This is a genomic window from Bradyrhizobium sp. Ses1, assembly GCF_059512365.1.
Genome location: NZ_JCAMOQ010000008.1, coordinates 155,902 through 171,623, shown reverse-complemented (window position 1 = coordinate 171,623; position 15,722 = coordinate 155,902). Strand labels below are relative to the sequence as shown.

16 protein-coding genes are annotated in these 15,722 nt (G+C 64.1%); 7 read left to right on the top strand and 9 right to left on the bottom strand.

What is annotated here, in order from left to right:
- Position 1: 1 nt before the first annotated feature.
- From AC5ZG5_RS12825 to AC5ZG5_RS12810, 4 genes are all read right to left on the bottom strand, one after another.
- Positions 2-745 (bottom strand): CPBP family intramembrane glutamic endopeptidase, encoded by a 744-nt coding sequence (locus AC5ZG5_RS12825; RefSeq protein ID WP_456644163.1) that lies wholly within the window; start codon positions 743-745, stop codon positions 2-4.
- A gap of 91 nt (positions 746-836) precedes the next feature.
- Positions 837-1,604 (bottom strand): CPBP family intramembrane glutamic endopeptidase, encoded by a 768-nt coding sequence (locus AC5ZG5_RS12820; protein WP_456644164.1) that lies wholly within the window; start codon positions 1,602-1,604, stop codon positions 837-839.
- Positions 1,605-1,750: 146 nt separating this feature from the next.
- Positions 1,751-3,397, bottom strand: a complete 1,647-nt coding sequence (locus AC5ZG5_RS12815; protein ID WP_456644165.1) for an isovaleryl-CoA dehydrogenase — start codon at positions 3,395-3,397, stop codon at positions 1,751-1,753.
- 122 nt (positions 3,398-3,519) lie between these two features.
- Positions 3,520-4,233: a M15 family metallopeptidase gene (locus AC5ZG5_RS12810; protein WP_456644166.1), complete on the bottom strand. Its 714-nt coding sequence runs from the start codon at positions 4,231-4,233 to the stop codon at positions 3,520-3,522.
- 242 nt (positions 4,234-4,475) lie between these two features.
- Between AC5ZG5_RS12810 and AC5ZG5_RS12805 the strand changes: the two genes are divergently transcribed.
- The 4 genes from AC5ZG5_RS12805 to AC5ZG5_RS12790 all read left to right on the top strand — a co-directional run bounded on the left by AC5ZG5_RS12805 (position 4,476) and on the right by AC5ZG5_RS12790 (position 8,806).
- Positions 4,476-5,429: an aspartate carbamoyltransferase catalytic subunit gene (locus AC5ZG5_RS12805; protein ID WP_028166685.1), complete on the top strand. Its 954-nt coding sequence runs from the start codon at positions 4,476-4,478 to the stop codon at positions 5,427-5,429.
- A gap of 4 nt (positions 5,430-5,433) precedes the next feature.
- Entirely contained in the window at positions 5,434-6,735 is a 1,302-nt protein-coding gene (locus tag AC5ZG5_RS12800; RefSeq protein ID WP_456644167.1) for a dihydroorotase, read from the top strand.
- A 101-nt stretch (positions 6,736-6,836) separates the two neighbouring features.
- Positions 6,837-7,433 carry a glycerol-3-phosphate 1-O-acyltransferase PlsY gene (plsY, locus tag AC5ZG5_RS12795; RefSeq protein ID WP_028166687.1) on the top strand — a complete coding sequence of 199 codons (597 nt, stop codon included), beginning with the start codon at positions 6,837-6,839 and terminating at the stop codon, positions 7,431-7,433.
- A 152-nt stretch (positions 7,434-7,585) separates the two neighbouring features.
- The gene (locus AC5ZG5_RS12790) at positions 7,586-8,806 is read left to right on the top strand and encodes a patatin-like phospholipase family protein (protein WP_456644168.1); all 1,221 of its coding nucleotides are present in this window, start codon (positions 7,586-7,588) and stop codon (positions 8,804-8,806) included.
- On the opposite strand, the gene AC5ZG5_RS12785 is transcribed toward AC5ZG5_RS12790, so the two are convergent.
- A complete protein-coding gene (locus tag AC5ZG5_RS12785; RefSeq protein WP_456644169.1) occupies positions 8,801-10,042 on the bottom strand; it encodes an amidase in 1,242 nt (413 codons plus the stop codon). The two genes, AC5ZG5_RS12790 and AC5ZG5_RS12785, sit on opposite strands and share 6 nt — an antisense overlap.
- Positions 10,043-10,274: 232 nt before the next feature.
- Here AC5ZG5_RS12785 and dprA point away from each other — a divergent pair, with 232 nt between their 5' ends.
- A complete protein-coding gene (gene dprA, locus AC5ZG5_RS12780) occupies positions 10,275-11,387 on the top strand; it encodes a DNA-processing protein DprA (protein ID WP_456644170.1) in 1,113 nt (370 codons plus the stop codon).
- Between the two features lie 153 nt (positions 11,388-11,540).
- Here the strand turns inward: dprA and AC5ZG5_RS12775 are convergent, their stop codons facing one another.
- Complete coding sequence (locus tag AC5ZG5_RS12775) at positions 11,541-11,942, bottom strand: winged helix-turn-helix transcriptional regulator (RefSeq protein ID WP_456644171.1); 402 nt, start codon at positions 11,940-11,942, stop codon at positions 11,541-11,543.
- Between the two features lie 100 nt (positions 11,943-12,042).
- Between AC5ZG5_RS12775 and AC5ZG5_RS12770 the strand changes: the two genes are divergently transcribed.
- Positions 12,043-12,651, top strand: a complete 609-nt coding sequence (locus AC5ZG5_RS12770; protein ID WP_456644172.1) for an FMN-dependent NADH-azoreductase — start codon at positions 12,043-12,045, stop codon at positions 12,649-12,651.
- Positions 12,652-12,761: 110 nt separating this feature from the next.
- On the opposite strand, the gene AC5ZG5_RS12765 is transcribed toward AC5ZG5_RS12770, so the two are convergent.
- Both AC5ZG5_RS12765 and AC5ZG5_RS12760 read right to left on the bottom strand, forming a co-directional pair.
- Positions 12,762-12,920, bottom strand: coding sequence for a hypothetical protein (locus AC5ZG5_RS12765; protein ID WP_165435422.1), 159 nt, complete (start codon positions 12,918-12,920; stop codon positions 12,762-12,764).
- Between the two features lie 201 nt (positions 12,921-13,121).
- Positions 13,122-13,910, bottom strand: a complete 789-nt coding sequence (locus AC5ZG5_RS12760) for an SDR family NAD(P)-dependent oxidoreductase (protein ID WP_165435423.1) — start codon at positions 13,908-13,910, stop codon at positions 13,122-13,124.
- Between the two features lie 104 nt (positions 13,911-14,014).
- Here AC5ZG5_RS12760 and AC5ZG5_RS12755 point away from each other — a divergent pair, with 104 nt between their 5' ends.
- Entirely contained in the window at positions 14,015-14,488 is a 474-nt protein-coding gene (locus AC5ZG5_RS12755; protein ID WP_456644173.1) for a winged helix-turn-helix transcriptional regulator, read from the top strand.
- A 904-nt stretch (positions 14,489-15,392) separates the two neighbouring features.
- On the opposite strand, the gene AC5ZG5_RS12750 is transcribed toward AC5ZG5_RS12755, so the two are convergent.
- Entirely contained in the window at positions 15,393-15,635 is a 243-nt protein-coding gene (locus tag AC5ZG5_RS12750; protein ID WP_454619483.1) for a hypothetical protein, read from the bottom strand.
- Positions 15,636-15,722 lie beyond the last annotated feature (87 nt).

Here is a 15,722-nt window from a genome sequence, read left to right as displayed (position 1 = left end):
CTCACAATAATATCCAAATGAAGAGGGCGAATATATTCATGGCTGAATGAGCCATCACTGCCAACAAAGTCGAGTTGCTGCGCCAGCGGAAGTAACCGAGAAAAATACCGGAGACGAAGAGACAGAAACGCCCAAGCCAATCATATTGAGTGTGGAGTATCGCCCATACTATTGATGTCAGAACAATCGCGCCGGTCGGGCCGAGGAAGGATTGCGACCAGCCACGAAACATAAAACCACGAAAGAGAAATTCTTCCATTAGCGGCGCGGCAATGCAGGCGGAGATCAAATAAATGAACAAACCGTCGGCTCCCGCGGCCCGGAAATCAGAATCGACAGGAGCGTCCCTGGTGGCACCAACGACCACACTCTCCACCATCAAGAATATGGTCGTGATTACGAGAGCACGTCGGAGTTCAATTGGATTTGGCCACTTCAACGCAAGATATTCGGCGAACTCCCGGCGGGCCATCCAGATGGCGATCCCAAGCACCGCGATCGCAGGTGGACTTGCCAGAATGCTGGCGGCGCTTTCCAAACTATTCTGGATCACCCCTGTTCGAAGTTGCGCAGGTGACAATATCTTGCCGGCTAGGTCCGATATGATACTGAAGGAAAAGTCCGATGCGAAAATAAAAGCGCCGTAAGCGATCAGGCTGACGAACGTCGTCTCCATGAAGTCCCAGGTTCGCGGCGGCCGTGGCGAGACCGAGGCCGGCGACTTGGCTTTTTCGAAGTCCGACATATCGATTTTTCCGCGACAACGTCGCAGCGAAGGTGGGCTGAGCCTCTACCTAGCACGTCCGGCGATCATCCTGCCAGTGGGGTGCGAGGAGCTACGACTGCCCGGCCAGCCACAATGTCTGCAGCGTCGCCGCAAGATTGTTCAGCCCGTGCAGCACGATCGTGAGCCAGGTCGAGTTAAAGCGGTAGCGCAGATACCCGAACACGAGCCCGATCGAAAACACCTCGCTCAGGAAGAACCAGTCATACTGCAGATGCAGCAGGGTCCAGACGAGCGACGACAGCAGGATCGCGCCTGCCGGCCGCAGGAACGTCTCTGACCAGCCGCGATAGAGGAAGCCGCGTGCGAGAAGCTCTTCCGACACTGGAGCGGCGATGCAGAACGCGATGACGAGCACCCAAAGCGCGCCTTCGGCCTGCGCCGATTTCATCACCTCGCCCATGAAGCCCACTGAGACTTCGCGGCCGAGCGCGCGCGAGACCAGATCCCACACACCAACCAATACCGCCAGCGCGACTACGCCGAGGGCGAAGTTCTTCCACGACGTCCAGCGCAGCGCGAGGTAATCGGCAAAAGAACTCCGGCTCGGACGGATCGCGATCCAGAGCGTCAGCAGCACTCCCGGCAATCCCGTGATGACCGAGAGCGCAATCGTCAAGCCCCCGCCGATCGTCTGGATGACCGATGCGATATTGGGGGCGTCCTGCTTCTGCATGAAGTAGATGACGACGGCGAGCTGCCCGAGGAACATGCCGCCGAACACGAACAATCCCCACAGCGTCGTACCCCAGAATTTCCAGATCCGCGGCGGCGGTGGAGCGGTGGTCAGCGGAGGATTATCGGGACTGAGGACATCCATCAGCTAACTCTCGATCGATTGCGCGCCTGTCGCCTCCACAACGTCATGGCCGGGCTCGTCCCGGCCATCCACGTCCCTTTTTCTCTGCGTCGCACGAGAGGCGTGGATGCCCGGGTCAAGCCCGGGCATGACGGAGTGTGTGTCATTCAATGTGGCAGCGCCCGCTCCAGCAGCGCGCGCATGTCGCTCTCGGCAATGTCCACCGCGCCGTACATGCCCGCATGCGTGGTCGCGAGCCGTGTCGCCGCGAACAGTTCGGCGTGACGCGGCATCACGGCATTGAGCGCGGCGCTCGCGGCAAGCAGCGCCAGTTTTTCGACTGCAAGCCGCGCGACGCGCTCGCTATCCGGTCTGCGGAACGCCTTGCCGATGAAGGCCACCGCCTCGCTTGCGCCGGGCAGGCCCTGCGTCTGCCCGGCCAATTCCTGCAGGATCGCCGATGCAGCATCCGCCTCGCGCGACAGCGCGCGCAGCACGTCGAGGCACATCACATTGCCCGAGCCTTCCCAGATCGCATTGACCGGCGACTCCCGGTAATGCCGCGCCAGAATGCCTTCCTCGACATAGCCGTTGCCGCCGAGGCACTCCATCGCCTCGTAGAGGAAGCCGGGCGCGCTCTTGCAGGTCCAGTATTTGATCGCGGGCGTGAGCAGCCGCATATAGGCGGCTTCCTTAGGCTCATCCGGTGTGCGGTCGAACGCGCGGCAGAGCCGCATCACCAGCGCAACTGTCGCCTCGACATGCAGCGCCATGTCCGACAGCACCGCCTGCATCAGCGGCTGGTCGGCGAGATGCTTCTGGAACACGCGGCGATGGCGCGCGTGATGCAGCGCGTGGGCAAGCCCCGAGCGCATCAGGCCGGCAGAGGCGATCGCGCAATCCTGCCGGGTCAGTTGCACCATCTGGATGATGGTGCGGATGCCCTTGCCCTCCTCGCCGATGCGCTCGGCATAGGCGCCGTGGAATTCCACCTCCGACGACGCATTCGAGCGGTTGCCGAGCTTGTCCTTCAGGCGTTGGAAGCGGATGGCGTTCACGGACCCGTCCGGCGCAAAGCGCGGCATGAAGAAGCAGCTCAGGCCCTCCTCGGCCTGCGCCAGCACCAGGAACGCGTCGCACATCGGCGCCGACATGAACCATTTGTGTCCGGTGATGCGATACGCATCGCCATCGCGCGCCGCGCGCGTCATGTTGGCCCGCACGTCGGTGCCGCCCTGCTTCTCGGTCATGCCCATGCCGAGCGTCATGCCGCGCTTCTCCCACCAGGGCACGAAACTCGGATCATAGGAACGCGTGGCGATCACCGGCATCGTCCTTGCGAGGAGATCCGGCTGCGACGCCAGCGCCGCGACGGCGGCGCGGGTCATGGTGATCGGGCAGAGATGTCCGGTCTCGACCTGTGCAGCGATGTAGAATTTCGCCGCGCGCACCACCTCCGCCGCGCCGCCCGCGGGCTTGCCCTGCGCGGTCCAGGTCGAGTTGTGCACACCGGCATGGGCGCTATGCGCCATCAGTTCGTGATAGGCCGGATGAAACTCGACCACATCACGGCGGTTGCCGCGGGAATCGAAGGTGCGCAGTTTCGGCGTGTTCTCATTGGCGATGCGCCCCCGCTCCGCCATCGCCGCCGAGCCCCACTGCTTGCCGAATTGTGCGAGCTCGCCCTGTGCCGAGCCGCCGCCATTGGCGGCCACCGCCTCGACCAGCGGCTTGTCGAGCGTGAACAGATCGACATCCTCGAACGGCGGCGACTGGTTGAAGACCTCGTGGGTCGAGAAGATGGCTTGGGTCATGACGCTTCCTGAAAGCCGGAACTAGAGCATGATCCGGAAAAGTGGACACCGGTTTTCCGAAAAGATCATGCTCAAACAAAGGGCTAGAGCTGGATGACGATTCGAAGAGAAGTCATCGCGCTCTAGCGGCGCGGCGGAATCGGGAAATCATAGGCCTGACCGCCCCCGCCGGGCAGCGAAAAATGCCACCACTCCTTGGAATAGTTGACAAAACCCTGTCGCGCCATCGCTGCGACGAGCATCCTGCGCCACCGCCGCTGCGACCGACTGATCTGACCCGCGGCGGTATGCGCCTTGACGTCGGAGCAATCATAGCCGGTGCCCATGTCGACGCTGCCTTCCGGTGCCCGCCTTTCCACTGTTGCCGTGCAGTCGGCATAGTCTCTCGCGGGATCGAACTTGCCGGAATTGTCGGCGGCAAGATCCACCAGCGTCAGGTCGAGCGCGGCCCCGGTCGAATGGCCGGAACGCGCGGCGATATAGCCGAGCCGGAACAGATCGGCCTTCCTGAACGCCGGATTGTAGCGCTTGCCGGCGACCGTCTCCTTGCCATCCCTCGACCACGCCACCATGTCGGAGACCGCCCGCACCGGGCGATAGCAATCGAACATCTTCAATGAGAGCCTTTGTGCCGCGAGTTCCTGCTGCACGGCCTTCAGCTTGAGCCCGACCTCGCGCTTCACGACGCATTCCGCCGCGCCGTAGCCCCTGAGCGGCCGGCCGACGAAATTGTTCGGGCTAGCATAACGGATGTCCTGGATGATCGTGGGATCGACGTCGCGCAGGAACACGAAGCCGCCGGGCAGTTGCTGCGCGCGAGCTGCCGAAATCGACATGGCTGCCACAATTCCGATGAGTATCGCTTTCACGAGGACCTACCCACTTGCGTCATGGCCGGGCTCGTCCCGGCCATCCACGTTCTTTGCGGCCGATACTTCTTTGCGGCAGATATTAAGTAAGCCGTGGATGCCCGGGACAAGCCCGGGCATGACGACGCCGTGACAGACCCGGGGATAACTCATCCGCCCCCTATTCCCGCTTGCCCCGCCGGCCATCCACGCCTATAGCTCTGGCTTTAATGACCCCATCATTGAAATCGACCTTTGTCCTCGGTCACCGGCATTTGCTGGGCATCGAGGGGCTTTCCGCTGCCGACATCACCGGGCTGCTTGACCTGTCCGAGGAGTATGTCGAGCTCAACCGCCAGGTGGACAAGAAACGCGCATCCTTGCGCGGCCGCACCCAGGTCAACCTGTTCTTCGAGGCCTCGACCCGCACGCAATCCTCCTTCGAGATCGCGGGAAAAAGGCTGGGCGCCGACGTCATGAACATGTCGGTGTCCTCGTCCTCGATGCGCAAGGGTGAGACCTTGATGGACACCGCGGTGACGCTGAACGCGATGCATCCGGATATCCTGGTGGTGCGCCACCATGCCTCCGGCGCCGTGGAACTGCTGGCGCGCAAGGTTGACGGTTCCGTGATCAATGCCGGCGACGGTGCGCATGAGCATCCGACCCAGGCCCTGCTCGACGCGCTGACGATCCGCCGCAACAAGGGCCGGATCGAGGGGCTCGTGGTCGCGATCTGCGGCGACGTCATGCATTCCCGCGTCGCACGCTCCAACATCCTCCTGCTCAACACCATGGGCGCCCGCGTCCGCGTCGTCGCGCCCTCGACGCTTTTGCCGCGCGGCATTGAGCGGATGGGAGTGGAGGTCGCCCGCGACATGCGCGAGGGGCTAGACGGTGCCGACATCGTGATGATGCTGCGCCTGCAGCGCGAACGCATGAACGGCTCCTTCGTGCCGTCCTCGGGCGAGTACTTCCAGTATTTTGGGCTCGACCAGAAGAAGCTGTCCTACGCCAAATCAGATGCGCTGGTGATGCATCCGGGGCCGATGAATCGCGGCGTCGAAATCGACTCGGCGGTGGCCGACGGCGCGCAATCGGTGATCCGCGAACAGGTCGAAATGGGAGTGGCAGTGCGCATGGCGGTGCTGGAAGCGCTCGCCCGCAACCTGCCGAACGCGTGAGATCATGCTGACAGATCGTCGCCCAATTCTGCTCGCCAATGCCCGCGTCGTCGATCCCTCCCGCGATCTCGACGGGCCCGCCGACGTCCTGATCGCCGACGGCTTGATCCGCGACTCCAAGCGCGGCATCGGCGCCGCCGGCGTCCCCGAAGGCACCGACATCGTCAATTGCGCCGGCAAGATCGTCGCTCCCGGCCTGATCGACATGCGCGCCTTTGTCGGCGAGCCCGGCGCGAACCATCGCGAAACCTTTGCGTCGGCAAGCCTCGCCGCGGCTGCCGGCGGCATCACCACCATCATCTGCCAGCCGAACACCTCGCCGGTGATCGATAATTCGGCGACCGTCGATTTCGTGATGCGCCGCGCCCGCGACACCGCGATCGTCAACATCCATCCGATGGCGGCGCTGACCAAGGGTCTGCGCGGCGAGGAGATGACCGAGATCGGCTTGTTGAAGGCCGCCGGCGCAGTTGCCTTCAGCGATGGCGACAAGAGCATCACCAACGCGCAGGTGATGCGCCGCGCGCTGACTTATGCGCGCGACTTCGACGCACTGATCGTGCATCACACCGAGGATCCCGACCTCGTCGGCGAAGGCGTCATGAACGAGGGCGAGTTCGCGACGAGGCTGGGGCTTGCCGGCATCCCGAACGCCGCCGAGTCGATCATGCTCGAGCGCGACGTGCGGCTCGCGGCGCTGACCGGCGGCCGCTATCACGCGGCCTCCCTCACCACGGCTGAGTCGCTTGAAATCCTCAAACGCGCCCGCGATGCCGGCGCCGACGTCTCTGCTTCTGTCTCGATCAACCACGTCACACTGAACGAGAACGATATCGGGCCTTACCGGACGTTCCTGAAACTGTCGCCGCCGCTGCGCACCGAGGACGACCGTCAGGCGTTGGTCGCGGCGCTGGCCTCCGGTCTCATCGACGTCATCATGTCCGACCACAATCCGCAGGATGTCGAGGTCAAGCGCCTGCCGTTCGCCGAGGCCGCCCCCGGCGCGGTCGGGCTGCAGACCATGCTGCCGGCGGCCTTGCGTTTGGTCCATAATGGCGAGATGGATTTCAAGACCTTGATCCGGGCGATGTCGACCCGACCCGCCGAACTGCTGGGCCTGCCCGGCGGCTCGCTGCGCGCGGGTTCGCCGGCCGACGTGATCGTGATCGATCCGGACACGCCCTGGGTGCTCGATCCCGCCGACCTCAAATCGCTGTGCAAGAACACGCCCTTCGACGAGGCCCGCTTCTCCGGCCGCGTCGTACGCACCATTGTCGGTGGGCGGACGGTGTATGAACATGTCTAGAGCGTTTTCAAGCGAAGTGGATACCGGTTCGCGTCAAGAAAACGCGTCAAGAAAAAGAGACACCTCCGAGACATGCCGCGCCTGCGGCGGGAGCGCCGGCCATGTCCTCTGACGCCTTCCTGATCGTCGCGTTTCTGATCGGCTATCTCTTCGGCTCGGTCCCGTTCGGCCTGATCCTGACCAAGATCGCCGGCACACAGGATCTGCGCTCGATCGGGTCCGGAAATATCGGCGCCACCAATGTGCTGCGCACCGGGCGCAAGGGGCTCGCCGCGGCGACGCTGATCTTCGACATGCTGAAGGGCACCGCTGCAGTCGTGCTGTCGGGCTATCTCGGCGGCCCGAATGCGGCGATGGTGGCCGGACTCGGCGCCTTCCTCGGCCATCTCTATCCGGTCTGGCTCGGATTCAAGGGCGGCAAGGGCGTCGCTACCTATATCGGCGTGCTGATCGGCCTGTTCTGGCCGGCCGCGGCCGTCTATGGAGCCGTCTGGCTCGCGACCGCCTTCACCACGCGCTATTCGTCGCTCTCAGCGCTGGTGGCCGCCGTCGTCACCCCAATCTTCCTGTGGTGGTTCGACCACGCCGCACTCGCCGCGCTCGCCGCGGTGCTGATGCTCATGCTGTTCTACACCCATCGCGAAAACATCAAGCGCTTGCTGGCGGGAACCGAGGGGCGCATCGGCCAAAAGGCCTAGAATTCGCCATCAACCTGTTGAGGACGGGTCACATCTGTCCGAAATTCTTGCGCGACACTGGCAAACGGTAACGCGGGCTGTCATCCTTCGACTCAAATGGCGTCATACGGTTTCGTCAGGTGGACGGGATCGAACAGGATGGGATTAGCGGAATGAGCGCGCCCGATGTCGCGTCGCGTCCGGTGAGTACGTCCGGCGCGAGCGCCCTGCTAGCGGCCAGCGAGATCTGGTCATTCTCCGGCAACACACCGACTGCCGTCGATTCAGCAGCCAAGTCCAGCCCAGAAGCTGAGCTGCCTGCCCCATCACTCCCGGACGCCATCCTGAACATGCAATCGGCGCGGGCCGACCTGCCGGCGCGCTCGCCGGTCGATAGACCGAAAAAGGCGGATGCGCGCGAATCGCTGGTCTGGCCGCCGCGACAATTATCGCTGGCATTGCAGGGCGGCGGCACCTTTGCCGCGTTCACGTGGGGCGCACTCGAGCGGCTCCTGGAAGAACCGGATTGCGCGTTGGACACCATCAGCGGCGCCAGCGCCGGCGCGGTCAATGCCGCGCTGCTCGCTTGCGGCCTGGTGGAAGGTGGCCGCGAAGGCGCACGTGCCGCGCTCAACCGGTTCTGGATGCGGATGATGCACGAGGCTTCGTTCCGCTCGCTGATGCTGGTCGGAGGATTCTCGCCGGCCGGACGGTCGGTCGCATTCGGGCCGACGCTGCGGTCCGGCCAGTTCGATCCGTTCGATCTCGATCCGCTGCGCCAGGCGCTCTGGAGGGATATCGATTTCTCCGCGCTGCAGAGCCCCGCCAGCCCGAAGCTTTTGGTCGCGGCGACACGCGTGCGCGACGGCCGGCAGCAGGTCTTCGGCAATGACGAGATCACCGCCGATGTGCTGCTCGCCTCGACCTGCCCGCCCCTGATCCATTGCGCGGTCGAAATCGACGGCGAGTCCTATTGGGACGGCGGCTTTGGCGGCAATCCCCCGCTGGTCCGACTGGTGCAGGAATCCGAGACGTCCAACGTGCTCGTCGTTCAAGTCACGCCGGCGCGCGACAGCTATGTTCCGATCACGCCCGCCGCGATCGATCGCCGCCTCGACCAGATCACCGCCAATTCCGTGCTCAACGCCGAGATTGCGGCGCTGGAATGGGCGCGTCCTGCGGCAGCCCCCTCGTTGCGACTATTCCGGATCGCAGCGGAAGATGAGATCGACGGGCTCGCCCAGCGCAGCGCCACCGATCTCGGGCCGGGCTTCATTCGCCAACTGCATCGGAGCGGCCGCAAGGCTGCCGAACGTTTTCTGGCGCAGGATGCCGGCTCGACGCGAATCGAGACGCCGCGCAAGTCGCGCGCCGCCGAGCCCGCACTGTTATAGTTTCGCCAGCGCCATCTCGACAAAGCGCGCCGCCGCCAGCGCCTTGGCGTCGGCAGCGAATGGCGCGATCACCTGCACGCCGACAGGCAAGTTGCCTTCGGCCACGTAGGTCGGCACGTTGACGCAAGGAACGCCCATCAACGTCCATAGCCGGTTGTAGCGGGGATCGCCGGTCGACGAGAGCCCCTTCGGCGCAGCACCGGGCGCGGACAGCGTCAGCAGCACGTCGACATCCGCAAACGCTTGCGTAAGCGCCTGCCGCGCACTACCGGCGACATCGATCGCCTCGTCGTATTGAGCCGCGCTGACATCCCTGCTCTCGTCAAGCCGGCCGCGCAGCAATGGCGGCATTGCGTCGTAGTTCTCGCGATATTCCCACGCCAGTGACCGGTGCGCCTCGAAATCCTGCACCACCGGCTGAATGCGCCAGGCTTCCGCAACGATCTCAGGCAATGACAGCGCGCGAACCGAAGCACCAGCGCGCTCGGCCATCTGCGCCGCGATCCTTAGCGCCTCCGCGCCCGACTCATCGGGCGCACCGGCAAAGTCCTGCGTCACGATGCCGATCCGCGGCGCTGTGATGGTGTCGGGCAACCGCAGCGCCGGCCGTCCCGTCATCGCCGCCAGCGCCACCGCGAGGTCGCTCACTCCAGCCGCGAACAAGCCGACGGTGTCGAGCGTCCAGGAAAAGCACTTGACGCCGACCGTCGGCAGCAGCCGGTAGGACGGCTTGATCGCGGCCACGCCGCAGTACGACGCCGGCCGGATCACCGAGCCTGCCGTCTGCGTCCCCAACGCTAGCGGAATCATCCCGGCCGCGACCGCCGCCGCCGAGCCTGCCGACGATCCGCCCGGCGTGTGGCCATGATTGCGCGGATTGAGCGTCGCCGTCGGATCGTTCGCAGCGAATGCCGTGGTCGTGGTCTTGCCGACAATGGTGGCGCCGGCCTGCTTCAGCATCATCACGACAGACGCATCGGCGCGCGGGCGATTTCCCCGGTAGATCGACGCCCCCATCTCGGTCGGGAAATCCGCGGTATCGATGATGTCTTTGATCCCGACCGCAATCCCGCGCAGCGGCCCCGCCGCCTGCGCGCGCGGATTCTCCGCCCGCGACACGAAGGCGCCGATCGTCTTCTCCTCGGCATCGACCGCCGCGAGCGATTGGGCAAGCGCTGCATCGGGCGAGAGTTCGCCCTGCTCGATGCGGCGGGTGAGTTCGGCAAGCGAGATCATCGGGAATTTGCTCCCTTCATTGGTTGGATTGGTTTTACGGGCCGCCTCCTCCTCGGGCAAGTAAATCGGACGGAAGGCCCTCACCTCCTCGTCATGGCCGGGCTTGTCCCGGCCATCCACGCCTTGCTGTGCCCCGTCCAAAGAACGTGGATGCCCGGGACAAGCCCGGGCATGACGAAGGAGACGGCAAACAAGTTGATCGCGATATCCGATTGGGCGAAGCTGCGCCGCCATGCATGACCGCACGCCCAATCACCAACTCACCGACACCGAACGCCTCGACCGCCTGCGGCTGATCCGCTCGGAGAATGTCGGGCCGCGCACCTTTCGCTCGCTCCTCAATCATTTCGGCGACGCGCGCACCGCGCTCGAACATCTGCCGGACATGGCGCGCCGTGGCGGCGGCGGTGCGGGGCGCATCTGCACGGTCGAGGAGGCAAAGGCCGAGCTTGCGGCCTGCAAGAAGCAGGGCGTCAGCCTGGTCGCGCCGGGCGAAGCCTCCTATCCGGCGCGGCTTGCCACCATCGATGACGCGCCGCCGCTGCTTGCGGTGCGCGGCGCGCTTGACGCTCTGGCGCGGCCGATGATCGCGATCGTCGGCTCGCGCAACGCGTCAGGCGCCGGGCTGAAATTCGCAAGCACCCTCGCCCATGATCTCGGCGACGCCGGCTTCGTCGTGATCTCCGGTCTCGCCCGCGGCATCGACCAGGCCGCGCATCGCGCTACCACGACGACCGGCACCGTCGCGGTGCTCGCCGGCGGTCATGACCGGATCTATCCGCCCGAGCATGAGGACCTGCTCGCGGCCTTGCTCGAACAAGGCGCGGCGATCTCCGAAATGCCGCTCGGCCACACCCCGCGCGCCCGCGACTTCCCGCGCCGCAACCGCCTGATCTCGGGTGCTGCGCTCGGCGTGGTCATCGTCGAAGCCGCGCACCGCTCGGGCTCGCTGATAACAGCGCGCATGGCGGCGGAACAGGGCCGCGAAGTCTTCGCCGTCCCCGGCTCGCCGCTCGATCCGCGCGCGGCCGGCACCAACGATCTGATCAAGCAGGGCGCGGCGCTCGTGACCAACGCGAGCGACATCATCAACGCGGTGCAGCCGATCATGGAGCGGCCGTTCGCGCTCGCTGCACGCGAAAGCGATGACGAGCCGCTCGATTTCGACACCGATCCGAGCGAGCGCGAACGCATCGTCGCGCTGCTCGGCCCGAGCCCGGTCAGCCTCGACGACCTGATCCGGATGTCGGGCCTGTCCGCCACCATCGTTCGCACGGTGCTGCTCGAGCTTGAACTCGCCGGCCGTCTCGAACGCCACGGCGGCGGACTGGTGTCGCTGGTCTAGGACGTCGTTTCTTCACCTCGCCCATAGGGAGAGGTCGAATTGCGAAGCAATTCGGGTGAGGGGTTACAGTCCCTCGATAGAGCGGATCCCCTCACCCGGCGCTGCGCGCCGACCTCTCCTATGGGAGAGGTGCAGATCCCTCGTCTCCATCGTTCACCCCCGCTCGTTCCGCGCATCGAACTCGCCTCGCGCGCGCTCGATTTCGGGCAAATGCTCGAACGCCCATTGGCCTAGCGCCTGCACCGGCTTTGAGAGGCCGCGACCGAGATCGGTCAGCTCGTAGTCGACGCGCGGCGGGATGGTTGGAAACACCGTGCGCGTGACCAGCCCGTCGCGCTCCAGCCCGCGCAGCGTCAGGGTCAGCATCCGCTGGGAGATACCGCCGATCGTGCGCTTGAGCTCGTTGAAGCGGCGCGGTCCGTTACCGAGCAGCATGATTACCAGCACGCTCCATTTGTCGCCGACCCGCGCCAGCACCGAGGCCACGCCACGGCAGTCGCCGCTGGTATGCGGGATCGGTTCCAGGACAGGCACATGGATGTGCGCGGGTTTCACTGATGTGCTCCGGTGAGAAAAATGTGCGTTCTTGCGGGGTTTTGCCACGGTCACTCATATAGCGCCAGTTACAAACCTATACCAAAGGGTGACACCAACCATGAAACTTCTGCATCTCGACTCCAGCGTGCTGGGCCCGCACTCCGTCAGCCGTCAGGTTTCCGCCGCCATCGTCGACCGGCTGCGCGAGACCCATCCCGGCATTGCGGTTACCTATCGCGACCTCGCAACGACGCCGCTCGCCCATCTCTCGGGTTCCCATTTGGCTGCGAGCCAGGGCGCCACCCCGGAAGCCTCGCTGCAGCCGGACATCGCCGCGGGCCAGCAGATGCTGGACGAATTCCTGGCAGCCGACATCGTCGTGCTCGGCGCGCCCATGTACAATTTCACCATCCCGAGCCAGCTCAAGGCGTGGATCGATCGTATCCTGGTGGCCGGCAAGACGTTCAGGTACGGCGCTGCCGGCGTCGAGGGCCTTGCCGGCAACAAGCGCATCATCGTCGCGGTCTCGCGCGGCGGCTATTACGGCGCCGGCACGCCGATGGCGGTGGCCGAGCATTTGGAGACCTATTTGCGTTGGGTGTTCGGCTTCATCGGCGTGAAGGATCCCGAATTCATCTCCGCCGACGGAATCCAGGTCGGACCGGAGCATCGGGAGAAAGCCGTCGCGGGCGCATTGCAAGCTGCCGGCAATCTCAGCGCGGCTTGAGATGCGTCCTCGCCGTCATGCCCGGGCTTGTCCCGGGCATCCACGTTGCCGCGACAAGAAAGGCGTGGATGGCCGGGTCGAGCCCGGCCATGACGAATGGAGAAAACGCTCTAATACCAGGCGCCCTGCACGCCGAAGATCAGGGCGACTAGCGAAATCAAAAGGCCGATCCCGGCAAACAGAGTGATCGAAACGAACTGCGTGTTGTCTGACTTCTGCGAGGCGCGGGAAGCCGAGACCGAAGTAGACGTGCGGACGGCGGTCGGCATGGCTGCTCTCCAAATCAAATGGTCAAAGAAATTTCCCTGCCCACCAGAACTGTCTTGGCAGCTACGACCAAGGTTCAATGCCTTGTGCCCAGTCCAATGAAATAATGCCGGCGCACCCGAAGCTCCGGTTCTGGCTAAATCAGAACCGAAGCTCCGTGTTCTTCTCTTGACGCGTTTTCTTTACGCGAACCGGATCACCGCTTATTGCCGCGGGCTCTGTCCCCGATAGATCGGAGCGCCGGCGGGCAAGGCAGTGGCACCGCCATCGACGAACAGCTCCTGCCCCTGGATATGAGCGGAATCGTCGGAAGCCAGGAACAGCACCGTCTTGGAGATGTGATCGGGTTCGCCGAGCCCACGTAACGGCGTCGACAGAGCGATGCGCGCCTCGAACGCCTTTTCTGCTTCAGGCGTTGCGGTCGCGGCACCCCAGATCGGCGTGCGGATGGCGCCAGGCGCGACCACGTTGACCCGAATGCCGCGCGGCGACAGTTCGGCGGCCATCACGCGCGCCATCGCGCGCACGCCGCCCTTGCTCGCGGCATAGGCCGAATAGCCCGGATTTCCCAGCATCGAGATCACCGACCCGTTGAGAATGACCGAAGCGCCGTCATTGAGATGCGGCACGGCCGCCTGCACCGTGAAGAACACGGCGGTTAAATTGGTGCGGATCACCTGCTCGAAAGCCGCGAGCGTGGTGCCGCCGAGCGGCGTCTGGCCGGGAATGCCGGCATTCGCAAAGACGATGTCGAGCTTGCCGAATTTCTGCGCGGCCTGCGCGACCGCGGCCTCCGTCGCTGCGACGTCGGTGGCGTCGGCAACGATCGCGATCGCATTCGGTCCCAGTTCCTTGGCCGCCGCTTCCAGCGTCGCCCGGTTTCGTCCGGTGATCGCAACCTTGGCGCCCTCCTGAACGAACAGACGTGCGGTCGCAAGACCGATGCCGCTGTTGCCGCCTGTGATCAATGCCGTCTTGTTCGCCAGTCTCACGATAGCCTCCAGTGGTTGCATTATTAAACTTCGTTGGACAACTAGGCGATCTGGTTTTATAATGCAACTACACAAGCCTGTGATATGTCTGGACGGAGATCTTGATGGTGAAGCGGACAAGCCTTGAGGGCGCGGAATGCCCGATCGCGCGATCTCTGGATGTGCTGGGCGACTGGTGGTCGCTCTTGATCATCCGCGATGCGCTGATGGGGCGGCGCCGCTTCGGCGAGTTCCAGAAGAGCCTGGGGCTCGCGAGGAACATCCTCACCGTGCGGCTGCGCGCGCTGATGGACCAGGGCATATTGGAATTGGCGCCCGCGTCCGACGGCAGCGCCTATAAGGAATATGTGCTGACCCCAAAAGGCTTCGGGGTCTTCCCGATCCTGGTGGCGCTCCGGCAGTGGAGCGAGGAATTCGACGACCATCCGGAAGAGATCGGCACCACCATGGTCGACCGCGAAAACCGCAAGCCAGTGAAGAAACTCGCGCTCTGTTCCCAGGACGGCCGGCTGCTCTCGGTCGCCGACATCACCCTGAAGCGCGGCGCACCGAAGCGCGCCAGGCGCGGTGGGGCGTAGGTCCTGCTTCATCTGTCATTCGTTGCGCGCCGCAGCCTACGTCGTCATTCCAGGGCGCGCGTAGCGCTCAATGCTTCGCATCGCCCCGGAATGACAGGGGGACGCGTCGCGCAATCCTCTCCTTCGTCATGGCCGGGCTTGACCCGGCCATCCACGTTCTCTCCCATGCACGGAGGCAAAAGCACGTGGATGCCCGGGACATCTGCGCGAAGACGCGCTTCGCGCTTTTGCCCGGGCATGACGGCGTCATATCATTCGCGCGATTTTCCTTAAGCCAATCAACGTGATTTGCTTCGTCCAGCCCTCTTACAAAAAAACATTCCGCTTCCGTCGTCGGGCAAATCAGTGATTTAACTCCGCGCGTCTCACCCGAGAGAGGGGCGGCTCGCGATCGTCACGAACGTTGCGGTGAGATGCGGTGGACGCGATGTGTGTGACTGACGAGCGCGCGCATTACGGACGGCGAAGTCGTGTGGTCCTGGCGCCCCGACGCTGGCGCTAAGTTTTTTGCGCGAAGAAGTTCGCACAAGAGATGATGGTGGCAAGAAAGCCCGGTCACCAGGGAGAGCGCGAAGGAAACCGTAAAACCATCGCGCAGGGAAAGCCGGAATGCTTCGGTTGAACCTGTGGTCCTACCCCCGTGCTTTTTGTTGCACGGGACCCATGGGTGCAACCGGCACCCGGCTTTCCCTGCGCCCTCTGCTCGATGAGAGGGTGAAGAGATACGCAAACCTCGGACGCAACGCGCCGCGAGAATGCGGACCCACATCCTCTCCGCTGTTTGAAAACCGAATCGGCAACGTAGGATGGGTAGAGCAAAGCGAAACCCATCATTCACGCCGCTTGCTCCATCGTGATGGGTTTCGCTTTGCTCTACCCATCCTACGGGACAGTGCGATGCGCCTCACGACAGCTTGCGCTTGCTGCGCAGGCGCAGCCGTTCTTCGGCCTCGAGCTTCGCCATGCCCAAGAGATGACTCAAGACCTCCAACCGGTGACGTTCCGCGAGCTTCACGAGCTCGGTCACAGTCTCCGCAATGAAGGCCACGGCCTCATCAGGGCCGCCCTCCTCGCCGGTTTCATCCAGTTGCGATCGCTTTTCCCGACCAGAAGCGGAGCGCTTCCGGCGGCCTCCCGCCCTAGCCAAAAATTTTTTCCAAAAGCACCATTTTGAAATGAGGATAGGGCCTTTTCGGCCGCAACTCTAGGACGCATTCTGCAACTTCCTAGATAT

Excerpts from the sequence above, each read along its gene's own strand:
- AC5ZG5_RS12805 (WP_028166685.1), top strand. The coding sequence starts at position 4,476 with ATGACCCCATCATTGAAATCGACCTTTGTCCTCGGTCACCGGCATTTG.
- AC5ZG5_RS12815 (WP_456644165.1), bottom strand. The coding sequence starts at position 3,397 with ATGACCCAAGCCATCTTCTCGACCCACGAGGTCTTCAACCAGTCGCCG.
- AC5ZG5_RS12810 (WP_456644166.1), bottom strand. The coding sequence starts at position 4,233 with ATGTCGATTTCGGCAGCTCGCGCGCAGCAACTGCCCGGCGGCTTCGTG.
- AC5ZG5_RS12765 (WP_165435422.1), bottom strand. The coding sequence starts at position 12,920 with ATGCCGACCGCCGTCCGCACGTCTACTTCGGTCTCGGCTTCCCGCGCC.
- AC5ZG5_RS12785 (WP_456644169.1), bottom strand. The coding sequence starts at position 10,042 with ATGATCTCGCTTGCCGAACTCACCCGCCGCATCGAGCAGGGCGAACTC.
- AC5ZG5_RS12770 (WP_456644172.1), top strand. The coding sequence starts at position 12,043 with ATGAAACTTCTGCATCTCGACTCCAGCGTGCTGGGCCCGCACTCCGTC.
- AC5ZG5_RS12825 (WP_456644163.1), bottom strand. The coding sequence starts at position 745 with ATGTCGGACTTCGAAAAAGCCAAGTCGCCGGCCTCGGTCTCGCCACGG.
- AC5ZG5_RS12800 (WP_456644167.1), top strand. The coding sequence starts at position 5,434 with ATGCTGACAGATCGTCGCCCAATTCTGCTCGCCAATGCCCGCGTCGTC.
- AC5ZG5_RS12755 (WP_456644173.1), top strand. The coding sequence starts at position 14,015 with ATGGTGAAGCGGACAAGCCTTGAGGGCGCGGAATGCCCGATCGCGCGA.
- dprA (WP_456644170.1), top strand. The coding sequence starts at position 10,275 with ATGCATGACCGCACGCCCAATCACCAACTCACCGACACCGAACGCCTC.
- plsY (WP_028166687.1), top strand. The coding sequence starts at position 6,837 with ATGTCCTCTGACGCCTTCCTGATCGTCGCGTTTCTGATCGGCTATCTC.
- AC5ZG5_RS12790 (WP_456644168.1), top strand. The coding sequence starts at position 7,586 with ATGAGCGCGCCCGATGTCGCGTCGCGTCCGGTGAGTACGTCCGGCGCG.
- AC5ZG5_RS12820 (WP_456644164.1), bottom strand. The coding sequence starts at position 1,604 with ATGGATGTCCTCAGTCCCGATAATCCTCCGCTGACCACCGCTCCACCG.